Source organism: Allomuricauda sp. CAU 1633 (assembly GCF_017313225.1).
Classification (GTDB): Bacteria; Bacteroidota; Bacteroidia; order Flavobacteriales; family Flavobacteriaceae; genus Flagellimonas.
The window spans coordinates 124897-143910 of the sequence record NZ_JAFLNE010000003.1; the positions used below are offsets into that span (position 1 = coordinate 124897).

At 41.3% G+C, this 19014-nt stretch carries 16 protein-coding genes; 11 read left to right on the forward strand and 5 right to left on the reverse strand.

The window, feature by feature from the left end:
• Positions 1–69 precede the first annotated feature (69 nt).
• The gene (locus J0X14_RS10055; RefSeq protein ID WP_207097652.1) at positions 70–1170 is read left to right on the forward strand and encodes a fatty acid desaturase family protein; all 1101 of its coding nucleotides are present in this window, start codon (positions 70–72) and stop codon (positions 1168–1170) included.
• 16 nt (positions 1171–1186) lie between these two features.
• Positions 1187–2374, forward strand: a complete 1188-nt coding sequence (locus J0X14_RS10060; RefSeq protein WP_207097653.1) for a pyridoxal phosphate-dependent aminotransferase — start codon at positions 1187–1189, stop codon at positions 2372–2374.
• Between the two features lie 54 nt (positions 2375–2428).
• On the opposite strand, the gene J0X14_RS10065 is transcribed toward J0X14_RS10060, so the two are convergent.
• Both J0X14_RS10065 and trkA read right to left on the reverse strand, forming a co-directional pair.
• Complete coding sequence (locus J0X14_RS10065) at positions 2429–3919, reverse strand: TrkH family potassium uptake protein (protein WP_207097654.1); 1491 nt, start codon at positions 3917–3919, stop codon at positions 2429–2431.
• Positions 3919–5268 (reverse strand): Trk system potassium transporter TrkA, encoded by a 1350-nt coding sequence (trkA, locus tag J0X14_RS10070; RefSeq protein WP_207097655.1) that lies wholly within the window; start codon positions 5266–5268, stop codon positions 3919–3921. Before trkA ends, J0X14_RS10065 begins: the two co-directional genes overlap by 1 nt.
• Before the next feature lie 195 nt (positions 5269–5463).
• Between trkA and ubiE the strand changes: the two genes are divergently transcribed.
• Genes ubiE through J0X14_RS10085 form a run of 3 tightly spaced genes read left to right on the forward strand, consistent with a single transcriptional unit; the run spans position 5464 to position 7353 of the window.
• The gene (ubiE, locus tag J0X14_RS10075; protein WP_207097656.1) at positions 5464–6192 is read left to right on the forward strand and encodes a bifunctional demethylmenaquinone methyltransferase/2-methoxy-6-polyprenyl-1,4-benzoquinol methylase UbiE; all 729 of its coding nucleotides are present in this window, start codon (positions 5464–5466) and stop codon (positions 6190–6192) included.
• 4 nt (positions 6193–6196) lie between these two features.
• On the forward strand, positions 6197–6895 hold the full coding sequence (locus J0X14_RS10080; RefSeq protein WP_207097657.1) for a porin family protein: 699 nt from the start codon (positions 6197–6199) through the stop codon (positions 6893–6895).
• A gap of 47 nt (positions 6896–6942) precedes the next feature.
• On the forward strand, positions 6943–7353 hold the full coding sequence (locus J0X14_RS10085) for a DUF6326 family protein (RefSeq protein WP_207097658.1): 411 nt from the start codon (positions 6943–6945) through the stop codon (positions 7351–7353).
• Between the two features lie 55 nt (positions 7354–7408).
• Here the strand turns inward: J0X14_RS10085 and J0X14_RS10090 are convergent, their stop codons facing one another.
• Positions 7409–8125: a TrmH family RNA methyltransferase gene (locus J0X14_RS10090; protein WP_207097659.1), complete on the reverse strand. Its 717-nt coding sequence runs from the start codon at positions 8123–8125 to the stop codon at positions 7409–7411.
• Positions 8126–8149: 24 nt separating this feature from the next.
• Here J0X14_RS10090 and J0X14_RS10095 point away from each other — a divergent pair, with 24 nt between their 5' ends.
• Entirely contained in the window at positions 8150–10738 is a 2589-nt protein-coding gene (locus J0X14_RS10095) for a BamA/TamA family outer membrane protein (protein ID WP_207098048.1), read from the forward strand.
• Between the two features lie 32 nt (positions 10739–10770).
• Here the strand turns inward: J0X14_RS10095 and J0X14_RS10100 are convergent, their stop codons facing one another.
• Positions 10771–11820, reverse strand: a complete 1050-nt coding sequence (locus J0X14_RS10100) for a helix-turn-helix domain-containing protein (protein WP_207097660.1) — start codon at positions 11818–11820, stop codon at positions 10771–10773.
• Positions 11821–12022: 202 nt separating this feature from the next.
• Between J0X14_RS10100 and J0X14_RS10105 the strand changes: the two genes are divergently transcribed.
• Genes J0X14_RS10105 through accD form a run of 3 tightly spaced genes read left to right on the forward strand, consistent with a single transcriptional unit; the run spans position 12023 to position 15116 of the window.
• A complete protein-coding gene (locus tag J0X14_RS10105) occupies positions 12023–13105 on the forward strand; it encodes a serine hydrolase domain-containing protein (RefSeq protein WP_207097661.1) in 1083 nt (360 codons plus the stop codon).
• Between the two features lie 55 nt (positions 13106–13160).
• Positions 13161–14228, forward strand: a complete 1068-nt coding sequence (gene fbaA, locus J0X14_RS10110; protein ID WP_207097662.1) for a class II fructose-bisphosphate aldolase — start codon at positions 13161–13163, stop codon at positions 14226–14228.
• Between the two features lie 27 nt (positions 14229–14255).
• Positions 14256–15116, forward strand: coding sequence for an acetyl-CoA carboxylase, carboxyltransferase subunit beta (gene accD, locus J0X14_RS10115; RefSeq protein ID WP_207097663.1), 861 nt, complete (start codon positions 14256–14258; stop codon positions 15114–15116).
• A 133-nt stretch (positions 15117–15249) separates the two neighbouring features.
• Here accD and J0X14_RS10120 read toward each other — a convergent pair whose 3' ends face one another.
• The gene (locus J0X14_RS10120) at positions 15250–16110 is read right to left on the reverse strand and encodes a hypothetical protein (protein WP_207097664.1); all 861 of its coding nucleotides are present in this window, start codon (positions 16108–16110) and stop codon (positions 15250–15252) included.
• 150 nt (positions 16111–16260) lie between these two features.
• Between J0X14_RS10120 and rpsO the strand changes: the two genes are divergently transcribed.
• Both rpsO and J0X14_RS10130 read left to right on the forward strand, forming a co-directional pair.
• Positions 16261–16530 carry a 30S ribosomal protein S15 gene (rpsO, locus tag J0X14_RS10125; protein WP_207097665.1) on the forward strand — a complete coding sequence of 90 codons (270 nt, stop codon included), beginning with the start codon at positions 16261–16263 and terminating at the stop codon, positions 16528–16530.
• 219 nt (positions 16531–16749) lie between these two features.
• A complete protein-coding gene (locus J0X14_RS10130; RefSeq protein WP_207097666.1) occupies positions 16750–18981 on the forward strand; it encodes a polyribonucleotide nucleotidyltransferase in 2232 nt (743 codons plus the stop codon).
• Positions 18982–19014 lie beyond the last annotated feature (33 nt).

The window sequence follows — 19014 nt, forward strand, 5'->3', positions numbered from 1 at the left end:
AACACCGTTCTAACAAGTAGGTGTAACTGTAAAAGGTGCTTTTTGGCTACCTTTGTAAAAATTTTTTTTATGGATAAGAGTACCATCCGGTTTTCAAGAAAAGATTCAGCGCAGTTTTTTAGAACCCTGAACAAAAGAGTAAACGAATACTTCAACGAAAATGAAATAAAGAAAACCGGCAATTGGAAACTTCACTTGAAAACGATAGTGATGTTTGCCATCTTTTTGACCCCCTATTTTTTGATTTTAACCCTTCACCTTCCCTTTTGGGCCTATCTTTTGCTTTCCATCACCATGGGAGTGGGAATGGCCGGTGTGGGCATGAACGTGATGCATGATGGCAATCACGGCGCCTATTCAAATAAAAAATGGGTGAATAAATTAATGGGTAGTAGTATCTATATTTTGGCCGGAAATGTATACAACTGGCAGGTTCAACACAATGTTTTGCACCATACCTACACCAATATCCACGAACATGATGAAGACATGGAAGCTGGTAGGATTTTGCGTTTCTCAAAACATGCCGAATGGCAAAAACATCATAGATTCCAACACTATTATTCCATTTTTCTTTACGGATTGCTCACCTTCAATTGGGCTATCACTACAGATTTCCAACAGATGTATCGCTATATGAAGCGTAAATTAAGTTACGGAAAACTGCCCAATCCAGTTATCAACTGGAGTACTTTAGTGATTACCAAAATCATCTATTTGATCATTTGGATTGCACTTCCCATGATTTTTGGGGGTGTAGCATGGTGGCAGGTACTTTTGGGCTTCTTTATTATGCACTACGTGGCTGGGGTCATCTTGAGCGTCGTATTCCAATTGGCACATATAGTGGACGATGCCGAACAACCTTTGCCTGATGAAGCTGGCAATATGAAAAATACGTGGGCCATACACCAACTGTTCACTACCGTGAATTTTGGCACAAAAAACAAGATTGTAAACTGGTTTACAGGAGGGCTTAACCATCAGGTAGAGCACCATATTTTCCCAAACATCAGCCACATACACTACACAAAAATTTCCAAAATTGTGAAACAGACGGCAAGGGAATTTAATTTGCCTTACAACGAGTATAAAACTACCAGAAAAGCTATAATTTCGCACTTCAAACATTTGAAGGAATTGGGAAAAAACCCAGCACTTCAGTACTAGTAAAATAGCAAAATCAATGAGCAACCATTTATCTGACAGGATTCAGAACATGTCCACGTCAGCAACTTTGGCCATGGCTGCCAAAGCCAGGGAGTTACGGAATGAAGGAAAGGATATTATTGGACTAAGTTTGGGGGAGCCCGACTTTAATATTCCTGATTTTATAAAAGAGGCCGCCAAGCAGGCCATTGATGATAATTACAGTAGCTATACCCCAGTTGATGGGTATGCCGAGTTGAAGAAGGCCATTACGCTTAAATTTAAGCGAGACAATAACCTGGACTATGGTCCCAGTCAAATTGTGGTGTCCTCTGGAGCCAAGCAATCCCTTTTCAATGTGGCCATGGTAGTATTGAACCCCGGTGATGAGGTTATCCTACCCGCTCCGTATTGGGTAAGCTATAGCGACATTGTAAAATTGGCCGAAGGGGTTCCTGTTGAAGTAAAAACCGGTATCGATACCGATTTTAAAATGACCCCACAACAATTGGAGGCCGCCATTACCCCTAAAACCCGAATGATTTGGTTCAGTTCGCCCTGTAACCCCAGTGGTTCGGTGTACAGTCAAGCTGAATTGGAAGGTCTGGCCGAGGTTTTAAAAAAACACCCAGACATTTACGTGGTTTCCGACGAAATCTACGAGCATATCAACTTTACCGAAGGTGGTCACACCAGTATTGCTGGAATTGATGGCATGTACGACAGAACCGTTACGGTAAATGGTGTATCCAAAGCGTTTGCTATGACTGGATGGCGTATTGGATATATTGGTGCTCCTGAATGGATTGCCAAAGGCTGTACCAAATTACAAGGACAAGTGACCAGTGGTGCCAACGCCATTGCACAGCGAGCTGTGATTACAGCTTTGGAAGCACCTGTGAGCAAAATTAAGTTCATGATTGATGAGTTCCATCAAAGAAGGGACTTGGTGTTGCAATTGTTGGGAGAGATTGAAGGGTTTAACCTCAATGTTCCCGAAGGTGCGTTCTATGTATTTCCAGATATCTCGGCTTTCTTTGGAAAGACCTTGAACGGGGTTACGATTAACAATGCATCAGATTTTGCACTTTATCTTTTGGAGCATGCCAATGTGGCGACAGTAACCGGAGAAGCTTTTGGAAACCCAAATTGCATTCGAATTTCGTATGCTGCTTCAGAAAAAGAACTTAGGGATGCCATTGCTCAAATTAAGGCGGTAGTTTAAAACTATATCTTATAAAAAGAGAGCCTCCTACATGAAACATGTTAGGAGGTTTTTTTATGTCTTCTTCCAGAAGTATGGAGTAAGAAGAATCAGTACGGTAAAGAGTTCCAAACGTCCCAATAACATCAGGAATCCGCACCACCACTTTCCAGCATCAGGGAGGCTATCATAATTGCTAACCGGGTTTAAACTACCAAAAGCCGGACCTACATTACCCAGAGATGAAGCCGCACCACCCACAGCAGAAATAAAATCAAGTCCCAAGAACCCCAACACCAAAGACCCAATAATAAACAAGAGCATATACAGCACAAAAAAAGCGATTACATTGTACACGATATGCTCGGTAACCGTCTTTTGGTTATATCGAACAGGAATGATCGCATTGGGGTGCAGGGTTCGTTTAAATTCCAAAATACCGTTTTTGATAATGATCAAGTGACGCATTACTTTGATTCCCCCTGCTGTTGATCCCGCAGAGCCCCCCAAAAACATCAATCCAAAGAAAAATACAGTCAAAAAGGGTGTCCATGAGGTAAAATCGGCTGTTACAAAACCCGTTGTGGTAATTACAGCTACCACTTGAAAAAGAGCATGCCGAAAGGCACTTTCCGCCTCACCCCAAACCATGGGGTGAAATTCGGACACCTCTACATTGGACTTATGGTATATACCTAGGGCAACCAGTATGGAAAAGATTACTATAAACCCCAAATAATACTTGAACTCCTCATCGTTTAAAATACGTTGCACCCGTTTTGTAAAGGCAAAGTAGCTCAGTACAAAATTGCTCCCTGCCAAAAACATAAAAACAATGGTGATGTATTGAATTATCGGTTGGTTGTTCCAATAGGCTAAACTGGCATTCTTGGTGGAAAAACCTCCAGTGGACATGGTAGCCAAAGAATGGTTAATGGCATCAAAAAAAGTCATTCCTGCCAATTTCAGCAACAAAGTCTCCACTACAGTATACCCAAAATAAATCAGCCATAAGCGCTTAGCCGTGTCTGTAATCCTAGGGTGCAATTTATCCCCCCCGGGGCCCGGAGCTTCGGCGGCAAACAACTGCATCCCTCCAATACCCAACAATGGTAATATGGCAATGGCCAACACAATAATACCCATTCCCCCAATCCAGTGAGTTAGACTGCGCCAAAGCAAAATCCCTTTGGGAAGGGATTCTATATCATTTAAAATAGATGCTCCTGTGGTGGTATATCCGGAAATGGTCTCAAAAAAAGCATCTGTAATAGAGGGAATTGACCCAGAAAACAGATAGGGCAACATCCCTGAAATGGACATCACAATCCACCCAAAAGTGACCACGATATACCCTTCCCTGCGCTTTACTTCTTTTTTGTGTCCACGTGTGTAGAACATGGCCATCATCCCAAAAAGCATGGTTACAATGGCTGCAAGAGCTATGTCCAAAGTAGCACCATCCTTATAAATGCCACTGGCAACAGCGGCCAAAAGCATAAATGAGCCATTGCACAATAGCAACAGTCCCAGAATATGGATAATGATTCGAGTATTGAGTCTCATTACAGGAACAACTTTTCTATCCTTGGGATAGCTTTGGGCAAACAACAGACCACCACTTTATCACCTTCGGTAATCCTAAAGTCCCCAAGAGCGATGATTCCTTCTCCATTTCTGATGACACCTCCAATACTGGCCTCTCTGGGAAAGTTTAATTCCCTAATGATTTCGCCATTGACCAACGAGGATGCCTTCACTTCAAACTCTAAAATCTCTGCATTGAGGTTGTTCAATCGAGTTAAGGCCAACACCTCCCCTTTTCGGATATATCGGAAAATACTATTTGCTGCAAGTAGTTTTTTATTTATTAGCGTATCCACCCCAATGGAATGCGACAGCTGAAAATAATCCATGTTCTCCACCAAGGCGATGGTCTTTTTAATTTTTTTGGACTTGGCCACCAAACAGGACATAATATTGGTCTCGGAATTTCCCGTAACGGCAATGAATGCATCCATAGATTCCAGATTCTCCTCTTCCAGCAGCTCCACATTTCTTCCATCACCGTTTATGACCAAGGCATGGGGTAATTCGTCTGCAATATCAAAGGCCTTTTCCTTATTTTTCTCGATGAGCTTTACATTGAATCGTTTGTTACAAAGGTCTCGGGCCGTTTTAAATCCTACTTTACTTCCACCGAGCACCATAACATTCTTAATATCCTGTTTCTGCATGCCCGTAAGCTTATACAATTCTTCCACCCCCTTATCCGAAGTAATAAAATACACTTGATCCCCTTCCTTGAATACGGTATCCCCCCTGGGAATCAATGTATATTGCGTTCCCATACGTTGTAGGGCGATGGGCATAAAGTGGAGTTCCGGAAAAATCTGCGCGGCTTCCTTCACCATTTTACCCACAAATGGGGCCGTTCTGGGTAGAATAACGCCGAACATGGTCAACAATCCACCCTCAAACTCGTACGTATCGTTAAATGCGGATTGGTTGAGCATCAACTGGATTTCCATAGCAGCCAATCGTTCTGGGGAAATTAATTCATCCACGCCCAAATCCTCAAACCGCAAGGACTCACGGTTATCCATAAACTCAGTATTTGAAATTCGGGCTATGGTACGCTTACACCCCAGCTGCTTGGCCAAAAAGCAAAGGGTAAGATTAGTGGTTTCCGAGGCCGTTACCCCAATCACCAGTTCCGAGGATTCCACCCGGGCTTCCCGCAATACTTGTATGGAAGTGGCATCACCGCGAAGCACCCTAATATCCAAATGAGTATCTGCATACGCCAAACTTTCTTTGTCTGTATCGATCAATGTAATATCCTGTGCTTCATAAGACAATAGTTTTGCCAAATGAAAGCCTACCTCACCAGCTCCTGCAATTATGATTTTCATCGATTAAAATAAGATGTGTTCTTGAATATATTCAATTTGCGCGCTACAAATGATAAAAAGAATAGTGACCGTGGTCTAAATGACATATTTTTAACAACATACGGGAAGGTTCCCCCGTTGCTGGGCAAAATTACACAAATATTTTTGTACACCTGCCATATTGCTAAATTGTATATTTGCTCCCAAATTCAACCCATGTCAAAAAAAGTTACGCCCTATAAGGAATCACAACTAGGAAAAAAGGAGCAGGTTCGCCAGATGTTCGATACCATTTCCAAAAACTATGACGGGCTCAACAGGGTCATTTCTTTTGGAATAGATCTTAAATGGCGTAAGCGCATGGTGAATCTCCTCAAGAAAAAAGCACCCAAAACTATCTTGGATATTGCAACTGGTACGGGTGATTTGGCCATAGCCATGACCAAAACGGGTGCTGAAAAAATTATCGGATTGGACATTTCCCCTGGTATGCTGGAAGTGGGCAAGGAAAAGATATTGGACAAAAATCTACAAAACACCATAGAAATGGTAGTGGGTGATAGCGAAGACCTGCCTTTTGAAGACAATTCGTTTGATGCCATTACCGTGGGCTTTGGGGTTCGGAATTTTGAAAATCTGGAAAAAGGGCTTGCCGAAATCTACAGGGTCCTAAAGCCGGGAGGCACTTTTATGGTCTTGGAAACTTCAGTGCCCACAAAGTTCCCTTTTAAACAAGGGTATCGCCTCTACTGCAATTATATCCTTCCTACCATCGGGAAAATTTTTTCCAAAGACCGTTCGGCCTACGCCTATTTGAGTGAATCCGCATCAGTTTTCCCTCACGGCGAGGCTTTCAACAATATTTTGGCCAAAATTGGGTTTATAGGAATAGAGAACAAACCCCAGACATTTGGAGTGGCCTCCATTTATGTCGCGACAAAATAGTTTAATGAAAAACGTTTTTCTTCTGTTCAGTCTGCTAGTACTGGCATGCTCAACTTCCTTGGCGCAGTTTACCGATGACCAAATCCTGAATCTTCAGACCGAGGACAAGAGATTCTTGAATTGGGGCTATTATCTAGGTTTTAACCAATACGATTTTCAATTTGAATACAAAAACGATATTGGCAGGGATGTTTTGGTCGATAAAAGTTTTGGATTCAATGTAGGATTGATAGGCGAATTGCGCATCAATGAATTTTTGGATGCCCGTTTTGAGCCCGGACTGCTCTACACAGCCAGAACTTTGGGATTTCCCGGTTTTACCGATGAAGCTGATGCCCTTAGGGAAGTACGCTCCACCTACATTAGATTTCCTTTGCTCCTAAAAGCCAGTACCAAGCGTTTTGGTAACTGGAAACCTTTTATCATTGGCGGGGTGTACACTTCTATGAATTTGGGAAGCAAAGAAGACAGCTTGGACGATAACAGCAGTGGTGAATTTCGGATGAAAAAGAACGTTTATGGTTATGAATTGGGCTTTGGCATCGATTTTTATACGGAATACTTTAAGTTCACCCCCTCCATTCGAGGTGTTTTTGCCCTTTCGGATGAATTGGTTCCTGATGATGATCCCAATAGTCCCTGGACCGGGAATATCAACGCCATGCGAACCCGTGGTATTTTTATCAATTTTACTTTTGAGTAAAATTGTTGGCTCAAAGTTCAAATAACTAACAACAAAAGAATACTCAAATGTTAGTGGATCCCAAGACAAATGTAAAGACCAAACTAGCTGTTTTTTGGATAGCATTAATGTTCTTATATATCTATAACGATATATTGTCTTTGTATCAACCGGGCCATGTCGCAGAACTCGCAGAAGGATACTCGCAAGGGATGCGTTTTACACAGCCGATTCTATTTGGAGCGGCCATTCTAATGGCACTTCCCGGCCTTATGGTATTACTTTGTGTAACCTTAAAGGCCAGAGCAAATCGCCTTGCGAACATCATCGTAGGCATATTCCATATTTTTGTACTTGTCGGCACACAATTCATAGGCGAGCAAGACGCATGGTTTTATTGGCGGCTTTATGAGCTATTGGAATTGATTTTGCTATTGCTCATTATCAGATCAGCATGGAAGTGGCCCAGTACAAAATAGGTCAAAAAAAAAATTACACTTGAAGATCAATTAAGTGAACCAATGTTCCCAAAACCTACCTTCTAATTTCATTCAGAAGAATAGCCGTTGCCGTGGCCACATTAAGGCTCTCCGCCGTGGCTTCTCCAAATTGAGGTATTGAAATGCGTTCCGTGATGAACCCACTAATCTCATTGGAAATCCCGTTAGCCTCATTGCCCATTACCAAAATTCCGCCTAGAGGAAGTTTTTTGTCATACACGGGTTCTCCGTCCATAAAAGTGCCATAAACGGGCAATTTTGTTTTCCCTAAAAAATTTTGAAGGTTGGTGTACATCATATTTACCCTGGCAATGGATCCCATGGTGGCTTGCAATACCTTTGGATTGTAGCAGTCCACCGTATCTTCGGAACATACCAAATGTTTTACTCCAAACCAATCGCACAATCTTATGATGGTGCCTAAATTTCCAGGATCCCGGATGGCATCCAAGGCCACAATCCAATCAGACTCTTCCATCTTTTTTGGATCGGGTATATAAAAAACCCCCAACACCCCACTGGGGTTGGCCAGACTGCTCATTTGCTTTAACAGGGTTTTGGAAACAAGCTCAAATCCTGCAAAATCATGGGGATTATGTGAATCATCAACAAACAATTTATAGGGTTTTAAACCGCATTGCAGCAACTCGTTGACCGTCTTTTGCCCCTCCACTACAAACAGTCCATGTTGAGATCGGTACTTTTTTTGCTTTAGGCTAACAACTAGTTTAATTTGGTTTTTCGTAACCATCTAAATCGTGTATTTTTGGCGTCTATGAAGGGTTCTTTACGTCTATTGTGCAACTGGGCAAAAATAGGATTATTGTTGCTTATATTGACCACTGCTGGTTGCAACACCCTTAAAAAGGTTGGTGAGGATGAGTTATTGCTCACCAAGAACACCATCTACGTAGATGATGAAAAGGTTACGGACAGTGAAATCAAAGGCCTTATCTCACAAAAGCCCAACAGCAGTGTCCTGGGATATCCCCTTCGATTGAATCTATACAATTTGGCCAAGGAAAATCCAGATTCTTCTTTTCAGAATTGGTTGCACCGAAAGGAAAAGCGGGAAAAAAGACTCAACAACTTACTTTCCAAAAAACAGGTGAACAGACTCCAAGAGTCCTTTATCGTGAAAGGATTCAGCGAATTCTTGGAAAGAATTGGAGAAGCTCCCGTAATCATAGATACCGCTCTCACCAATAAATCCACAAATCGATTGGAGGCCTATTATAACAGCAAGGGCTATTTCAACAACTCGGCTGCATATACCATTGTTGATGGAAAAAGAAAAAAAAGAGCTGAACTGGACTATAAAGTGAATCTGGGAAAGCCTTTTATCATAGATACCGTTCAAAAAAACATTACCTCTCCAGAACTGGATTCCATTTACGATGCTTCTTCTAGGGGCTCGTTTGTAAAAAAAGGAGAACAATTTGATCTGGACAACTTTACCTTGGAACGAGAGCGACTCACTACCATATTCCGAAACTCTGGGGTGTACAACTTTCAGGAAAGTTCCATCAACTATAATATATTAAGGGATACCACACTGGCATCGGATGACCAGTTGATGGACGTACAGCTCAACATAAGAAAATTTAGGAGTTCCGCAGATAGTACAGATATAGCTGACCCGTATCGCATCCATCGCCTTAAAAAAATCAATATTTATTCTGATTATGTGTTCGGAGACGAAACGGACTCCTTGAATTCTTTGGAATACGAAAACTATACCATTTACTACAAAGACGAGCTTAAGTACAGACCTAAGGCCCTTACAGATGCTATTTTCTTTGAAAAAGATAGTATTTATAGGGATATTGACAGAATCCGAACCTATCGACAGATTACCAACCTGAATACCTTTAAATACCCCAACATTGAATTTATCCCGGATACAACCAAAGCACAGTTGATCTCAAACATCTATCTGGCCCCTAGGCCCAAATTTTCACTGAACATGAATTTTGATGTGACCCACTCTAACATTCAGCAAGTGGGGACTGCGTTCAGTACATCCGTGATTACACGAAATGTTTTCGGTGGAGCCGAAACCCTGAACATTTCTGCAAGGGGGTCCATTGGTCTATTGAGCGATGCCTCTCTCTCTAATGAGACCTTTACCTCGGAACTTGGTGGTGATGTAAATATTACCTTTCCCAGAATCTGGCTGCCCTTTAACACGGAAAGAATCATTCCCCATTATATGTTGCCCCAAAGTAGGTTGTTGGCGGGTACCAACTTTCAGCGAAACATTGGCTTGGACAAACAATCCTTGAATTCCATACTCTCCTATAACTGGTCTCCCTCAACACGATTAAGAAATAATCTGGAATTGTTGAATGTAGAGTTTGTGAGGAATGTAAATCCGGATAATTTCTATAATGTATACCGAAACACTTTTGCCAATTTGGATGATGTTGCGGACGATTTTCAGGACGATCCCCAATATGCTTCGTTTTTTGAAGATTCGAACAATGAAGCAGACCCTTTGCGATTGATCATCCCCGAAGGCGCCAATGGTTTCGCCCAAGCTGTTCTGAACAATGAAATTCCTGTGTCCCAAGAGCAACTCGAAGAAGTGAACAGCATCGAGGAACGAAGAAGGCGTCTTACCGAGAATAACCTCATCTTTGCCACCAACTTTGCCCATACTAAAAACAGCAGGTCAGACATCAATGATCTAGACTTTTACCAGTATAGGATAAAACTGGAAAGTGCAGGGAACCTACTTTCACTTATAGCCAATGTTGTACCGTACAATGAAAATGATGATGGTCAACTCTTGGTTTTTGGAGTCCCCTTTTCCCAATATATAAAAGCCGAGTTCGATTATGTAAGACACTGGCAGGTAGGAGATTCCCAAGTACTGGCCTTTCGCAGCTTCATGGGCATGGCCGTACCCTACGGAAATTCCGACAACATCCCCTTTGTACGAAGTTACTTTGCTGGGGGTTCCAACGACAATAGGGCTTGGAATGCTTACGAATTGGGACCTGGAAAAACCAACAACATCAACGATTTCAACGAGGCCAACCTAAAGCTCGCCTTTAATCTGGAGTATCGTTTTCCCATTGCCGGTGATGTAAAAGGGGCCCTTTTTGCCGATGCTGGCAATATTTGGAACGTATTTGACAGTGAAAAGAACCCCGATGCCATATTTACCAACTTTTCCTCCTTGGCCGACTTAGCCTTGGGCTCAGGAATGGGACTGCGATATGATTTCACCTATTTTGTCTTTAGGCTGGATGTTGGCTTTAAGACCTACAATCCCGCTGAAGTGGGCTCTGATCGGTGGTTCAGTGATTTCAATTTCAGAAAAGCTGTCTTCAATATCGGAATCAATTATCCTTTCTAAGTTTAGGTTTTCTGTCAATACATTATCAAAACCTACTTATCATGTGCAAAACGATACTCCTTGGGGGATATTCCTGTTTTGTCCTTGAAATGCCTATAAAATGTGGACTTGGAATTAAATCCAGATTCAAACATAACTTCTGAAACATTCTTGGATATTGTATTGGAAGTATTCAATAAGGTTTTTGCATGATTCACTCTATAGTTATTGACAAAGTCTGAAAAGTTTGTGTTGAACTTTTGATGTATGACCCTAGATAAAATGTTGGGGCCTATGGATAGTCTTTGTGATATAGAAATCAAACTCAATTCCGGATCTAGAAAAATCCTCTCCTTCTCCATGGAAGACTTAATGATACAGGCATAATAATCCAACTCTTCTTTGCTCAAAACTGGTTTATTTGGTATGGTATTCCTATTATGAATCCCGTTATACCCCAAGAAGCTTTTCCCAAAAGATAGTCCATGGAAAAGAAAAAAATTGATGATCAATATATGTGCAAACATTTGCAATCCAAAAACAAACCTTATTGCTGGAAGGTTACCAGAAACCATAAAGAAAGTAATCAAACCCGCAGTGGAAAACAGTAGTGTCAACAATACCATAAAGTAAGTCACCCATTTATAATTGACATGTGACATATCCATATTTCTATTTCTCTTACTTTTTAGAAAATAGACGATTGTTAAAACATGATAGCTCCATATGCTTATGGCAATCATGAATTCGAACAGATAAATTCTTTTATAGAAAAAAGGATATGTTCCCCAAAAAAATAGGAAGGGAAGAAAGTGTTTCCAATAATCCCCATAGGCATATGCTTTCCCCTCCAATAAGGTCTTAAAAAAGATGAATAGCACTGGTCCGTAAGCAAAAGCCAGTGCATAACTAAATCCAAAAAGAACATGCTCTGGGTTAAGAAGGTAATAGGATACTATTCGGATTACCAAAATCAATTGAAACACACCAATCAATAGATTACAACCTCTATTCCCCCTGTCCGTGTAGAACAAAAAACCAATGAAGCCGATACTTTGAAATACCAGAATAAATACTAAAACATCCAAAAAACCAATGTCCATAAAATTTTCTAAAAATTTATCTAACCTATGTCAAATCTGATGGCCAAAAAATTGTTCCCATTATTTTTTTGGGACTTTTGGGTCAATTTATTTGGTTAATATCGCTTGGTATCCCTCACTAAAACCTATATAAAAGTCTCGCTATTATGATAGACTGCCCCCATATAAAAAAGTTACATCACACAATATAATCCACTTGGTAATGATCACAGAAAATTTGAAAAAAGTTATTGTTTTATTGGCCCTTGCATTATCGCATAGCCTGTTGTGCCAAAACAAATCTATTTTTACGTATGCGGATAGGGAAATGAAAGCGTATGATTCAACCCCTGGTATCTCACTATTGATTTATCACAAAGGGGAGGTCATCTACGACAAATCTACAGGCTATGCCAATTATGAATTTGAGGTACCCTCCGACCCAACTTTCTCGTATGCCATTGGATCTATTTCAAAGCAATTTACTGCAGTACTCATTTTAAAATTGTGCGAAGAGAAAAAGTTGAGCCTATCTGACGATATATCAGCATATTTTAAAAACCCCAAAATTTCAAATGCTGGTATCAAAATAGAACATTTACTCTCCCACACCAGCGGTATCAAGGATTTTTTGTACAAGGAAAACCTGATGGATCAGTACACACAACAACTACCCTACGAAGAGATTGTTGAATTTCTGCTGGACACCCCATACAGTTTTCCTCCTGGAGAAAAATATGAATACAGTAATACCAACTATATATTACTGGCTAAAATTATCGAAAAAGTTACTTCCAAAACCTTTTCCGAGGCTATTGCACATTACATTATCCAACCCCTAAAAATGGAAGGCACCTTTGTTGGTTCTTCAAAAAAATTGTACAAAAAAACAGTATCAGGTTATAATATTACAGATCAGAATAATTTTGTTCCAGACATTTACCTTCCTTTTTCCCTCAACTGGGTAGATGGTGCCGGAAGCATGTATTCCACTACTTCTGATCTTTTGATATGGAAATCGGCCATTGAAAACAAACTTTTATTAAATGATGAATCCACAAATCTCTTGTTATCTCCCTACAAATTGAACAATGGTGATGAGACCGGCTTTGGATTTGGATATGAAGTAGAAAATAAAAATGATATTAAAATCTTAAAGAAAAGTGGAGCCATCAATGGCTTCCAGAGCAATATGATTTGGATACCCGCTGAAGACATATTTGTAATTGGTTTGACGAATAGAGTGGATAAACCTCCTAAATTTGTTTACGAAATTGGATACATGTTATTAAACATTGCACATTAGATAATAGTATTTATTACTTTTGTGGCCTAATTTAATACGAAAACCATCTTAAACTATGTCCCACAATATTAAGCCAGGCGTTGCCACGGGTGATGAAGTGCAAGCAATTTTTAAACATGCCAAGGAAAACGGATACGCCCTTCCGGCCGTAAATGTGGTAGGGTCCGACACTATAAATGCAGTAATGGAGACTGCTGCTTCATTGAATTCTCCCGTTATCATTCAATTTTCCAACGGAGGAGCCCAGTTCAATGCAGGAAAGGGACTTTCCAACGAAAATCAACAATCTGCTATTTTAGGAGCTGTGGCCGGAGCCAAACACGTACACCAATTGGCAGAAGCTTACGGTGCTACCGTGATTTTGCATACCGATCACTGTGCCAAAAAATTATTGCCTTGGATTGATGGGCTTTTGGATGCCAGTGAAGAACATTACAAAGCAACAGGGAAATCCTTGTTCAGTTCCCATATGATCGATTTATCTGAAGAACCCATTGAAGAGAACATCGAAATTTGCAAAGCGTACTTGGAGCGCATGAGCAAAATGGACATGACTTTGGAAATCGAATTGGGAATCACCGGAGGTGAAGAAGATGGTGTGGACAATACCGATGTTGACGATTCCAAATTGTACACCCAACCCGAAGAAGTGGCCTTCGCCTATGAAGAACTTTCGAAAGTGAGCCACAGATTTACCATTGCAGCCGCATTTGGTAATGTACACGGCGTTTACAAACCCGGAAACGTAAAATTGACTCCGAAAATCTTGAAGAACTCCCAAGAGTTTATTACTAAAAAATATGGCGTAGAGGAAAATCATATCGATTTTGTATTCCACGGCGGTTCAGGTTCCACTTTGGAAGAAATTAGGGAAGCCATTGGCTATGGTGTCATTAAAATGAACATCGATACCGATTTACAATATGCTTTCCTTACTGGAATCCGGGATTATATCCAAGATAAATCGGCTTACCTGCAAGCCCAAATAGGAAACCCCGAAGGCGATGACCAACCCAACAAAAAATTCTATGATCCACGTGTTTGGCTTCGTGAAGGTGAAAAAACTTTCGTGGCTCGATTGAAAAAAGCCTTTGAAGATCTAAATAACGTCAATACCTTGTAAACCTTCGTTTAATTTAATTTTGATTGCATGTCGTCTTGGTTTAAAAGAAAGGAAAAAGGAATACAGACCTTAACAGAGGAGAAAAAGGACACCCCAAAGGGGTTATGGTATAAATCCCCTACCGGTAAAATTGTTGAATCAGAAGACCTTGCCAAAAACTTCTACGTAAGTCCAGAGGATGATTACCATGTTAGAATTGGCAGCAAGGAATATTTTGAGATTCTTTTTGACGATAACAAGTTTAAGGAGTTGGATGAAAATATTTCAGCCAAAGACCCCTTGAAGTTTGTCGACACCAAAAAATATTCAGAGCGCCTTAAAGCAGCCCAACAAAAAACAGGGCTTAAGGATGCCGTTCGCACTGCAGTAGGAAAATCAATGGGAAAAGATATTGTCATCGCCTGTATGGATTTCAGTTTTATTGGAGGTTCCATGGGTAGCGTAGTAGGTGAAAAAATCTCGCGCGCCATTGATGTGGCCAAAAAGAAAAAGGTTCCGTTCCTGATGATTTCAAAATCAGGTGGTGCCCGAATGATGGAAGCCGCACTCTCCCTTATGCAATTGGCAAAAACATCAGCAAAATTGGCCCAGTTGGCAGAAGCTAAAATTCCGTATATCTCATTGTGTACCGACCCCACAACCGGGGGAACAACAGCTTCTTATGCCATGTTGGGCGACATCAATATCGCTGAACCTGGAGCATTGATTGGGTTTGCCGGTCCCAGAGTAGTGAAGGATACCGTTGGAAAAGACCTACCGGATGGTTTCCAAACCTCTGAATTTTTGAAAGAGCATGGGTTCTTGGACTTTATCGTCCACCGAAGCGATTTGAAAAAGAAAGTCAATCTGTATATCGACTTGATTTCAAATCAACCCATAAGAGCATAAAAAAAGCCCCGAAATCGGGGCTTTTTCATTTTATGTCAGTTCGAGCGCAGTCGAGAACCTTTTGTTGAATTTAAGTTAAAAACATCTCGACTGCGCTCGATGTGACATGCAGTTTTTAATTTTCAATTCACAGCTAATTTTTAAAACGTCTCAAGAAAATTTCCTGTTCTGTGCCATCTTCATAGGTCAAGATGCCCTTGGCATCACAACTACCGTCACCAAAATCTAAAATCACGGTATTTCCAAATCTTGAGATTTCCAAAACACCACTTACAATAAACCTGCAGGACATTTCCCTTCGGAGCGGTGTAATCACTTCTTTTACAAATTCATTCCCTGCCCTGCTCACATACGTTCGTTTCCCTGTAATCAAGAACACATTATCGCCCCAAAAACCGGTTCCAAAGCCCTCTATCCATTCCCGAGTGCGGATTCCTGTATACGAAGTAGTATTTCCATCAGGCCAAGTTGAAGTAAAGTTGGCATTGGCCGTACCTTGAGGATTTCCATTTTCATTGGAACGTACCCTAACAATACTTGCTGAACCTTCCACGGCAACACCATTAAAAACAAAGTTTTCCAAATTCAAGCTTATGGTATTTGAAGCAGCTTCCATATCCAGCGCATAACTTAGATACACATTCCCACTCAAGGCATTTCCGTTGGGCATTTCGCAACCTTCCCCAAAATTCAGGGTAACATCTTTTGTAGTATCGGTAAGTTCAATGGTAACGAGTACGCATTCGGGTAGATAATCTGAATGATAATTCATTTTTGAAGTTGTTGAGATTTCGTCAGCGGCATATACATCTTCCGCTATGGCCGTGATTTCTTCGGAAATCATCTCAGTCTCATCGCTGAACTTTAGTTCTGTCGCAGAAATGACTTCAGTACTGGACAACTCTTCATTGGTGGATTCGTCCTTGCTACAAGAAGCAGCTGTCAGCAATAGCACTCCCAGAACAAGGCTCATCGATTTAAGATTCTTTTTCATGTTGATAAAATTTATGGTTTGTTGCTTTGACCCAACTCAACCAAAAAGGTTTAATTTGCTAACATAATTCATGAATTCAAAAAAAGGATTATCTTTGCACGCTGATTGAAGGTCAATCAATACATAAAAATCATTTAAATAAATATTGGAATGTATTTAACGAAAGAAGTAAAAGCCGAGATTTTCAAGAAACACGGCGGCTCTGAGAGCAACACTGGTTCTACGGAAGGGCAAATTGCATTGTTCACACACCGTATCAACCACTTAACTGAACACCTTAAAAGGAACCACAAAGATTACAACACTGAGCGTTCTTTGGTTGCATTGGTAGGTAAAAGACGTAGTCTTTTGGATTACCTAAAGAAAAAAGATATTGAAAAATACCGTTCTTTGATTAAGGAATTAGGTATTAGAAAATAAAAACGATGGGGAGGCTTTGGCTTCCCCTTTGTTTTAGTTGGACGGGCTCCAACAAACCTAAGTCCCAAGCTGCAACTTGGGCAAACACAAAAAGCTTCACATAGTTTTTCATTGGTCAGGTCGAAAGGCCAACACAACAACAACACAACCCGACCGTCCGGATGGCGGTAGACCAAATGTTTAACGACCCGTATCTTTTACACGGGTAAGATTATTTGTATGATTCCAAAAACTTTTAAAGAGGTCATTGACCTTGGTGACGGTAGAGAAATTTCTATTGAAACCGGAAAATTGGCAAAACAGGCCCATGGTTCTGTGGTTGTCCAATCAGGCAAGTGCATGTTGTTATGTACCGTTGTCTCCAATTATCAAGCTGCGGATGTGGACTTTTTGCCACTAACCGTGGATTATCGTGAAAAATTTGCCGCTGCAGGACGTTATCCCGGCGGATTCTTTAAGCGTGAGGCCAGACCCAGCGATGGTGAGGTATTGACCATGCGTTTGGTGGACAGGGTTTTGCGCCCATTGTTCCCAAAAGACTACCACTCTGAAACTCAGGTAATGATTCAATTGATGTCGCATGACGAAGAGGTTATGCCCGATGCGATGGCCGGATTGGCTGCTTCGGCTGCCATTCAATTGTCCGACCTTCCTTTTGAATGTCCCATTTCTGAGGTTCGTGTAGGTCGTGTTGACGGTCAATTCATCATCAACCCAACATTTGAGCAGTTGAAGAACTCTGATATCGATATGGTTATTGGTGCTTCTGAAGATTCTGTGATGATGGTGGAAGGTGAAATGGCCGAGATTTCCGAAGAGGAAATGGTTGAAGCCATCAAATTTGCCCATGAAGCCATTAAAGTACAATGTGCTGCTCAGGTAAAATTGGCCGAAGCCTTCGGAAAGAAAGAAACCAGAGAATACGAACCCGAGGCTGAAGACGAAGACCTTCAGAAGAAAATCCATGACATGGCCTATGATAAGGTGTATGAAGTGGCCAAAGCGGGTTCTTCCAAAAAAGAGCGTAGCGAAGCTTTCGCTGCCATCAAGGAAGAAATCAAAGCAAGTTTTTCTGAGGAAGAGTTGGAAGAAATCGGTGGATTGGTGTCCAAATACTACCACAAAGCCGAAAAAGAAGCCGTTCGTAACCTAACCTTGGAAGAAGGACTTCGTTTGGATGGTCGTAAGACCACCGATATTCGCCCAATTTGGTGTGAAGTGGATTACTTGCCAAGTGTACACGGTTCTTCCATCTTTACTCGTGGAGAAACCCAAGCGTTGGCAACTGTTACTTTGGGAACCTCAAGAGAGGCCAACCAAATTGACATGCCATCTTACGAAGGTGAAGAAACATTCTATTTGCACTATAACTTCCCTCCTTTCTCCACTGGTGAAGCACGACCAATACGTGGTACTTCCCGTAGAGAGGTAGGTCATGGTAACTTGGCACAACGTGCCTTGAAAAAAATGATTCCAGAAGATTGTCCGTATACCGTTCGTGTGGTTTCTGAAGTATTGGAGTCCAACGGTTCGTCTTCCATGGCAACCGTTTGTTCGGGTACTATGGCGTTGATGGATGCTGGAATTCAATTGAAAAAACCAGTCTCTGGTATTGCCATGGGGTTGATCACAGATACCGAAACCGGCAAATTTGCTGTTCTTTCCGATATTTTGGGTGATGAGGATCACTTGGGTGATATGGACTTCAAGGTAACCGGTACCGCCGATGGTATCACCGCTTGCCAAATGGACATCAAAGTAAAAGGTCTTTCTTATGAGATTTTGGTAAAAGCCTTGATGCAGGCCAATGCTGGTAGGATGCATATCCTAAAAGAATTGACCGACACCATTGCCGAGCCAAGACCAGAGGTGAAATCCTACGCTCCAAAAATCATTACCAGAATCATTCCTGGTGAATTTATCGGCGCCCTTATTGGTAAAGGTGGAGAGGTTATCCAAGATCTTCAGAAGAAATCCAAGACAACCATTGTTATCAACGAAGACCCTGATACCGAAGAAGGTATTGTGGAAATCTTGGGTACCGATCAAGATGGTATCGACATGGTATTGGCCAAAATCGATGCGTTGATGTTCAAACCTGAAGTGGGAAGTGTTTACGAAGTAAAAGTTATCAAAGTATTGGATTTTGGTGCTGTTGTGGAGTATACCGATGCCCCAGGAAATGAAGTACTGCTTCACGTTTCTGAATTGGCTTGGGAACGTACCGAAAATGTGACCGATGTTGTGAACTTAGGTGATGTCATCGATGTGAAATACTTCGGTATTGACCCCAAGACCCGCAAGGAAAAAGTTTCCAGAAAGGCTTTGTTGCCAAAACCAGAAGGGTATCAAGAAAGACCTCGCAACAACGATCGAGGTGGAGACCGTAGAGGTGGAGGTGACCGCAGAGGTGGAAATCGGGATAGAGATAGAAAACCAAGAAGGGATTAAGAGCCTTTCAAACTAATATCTTGAGAACCCTAG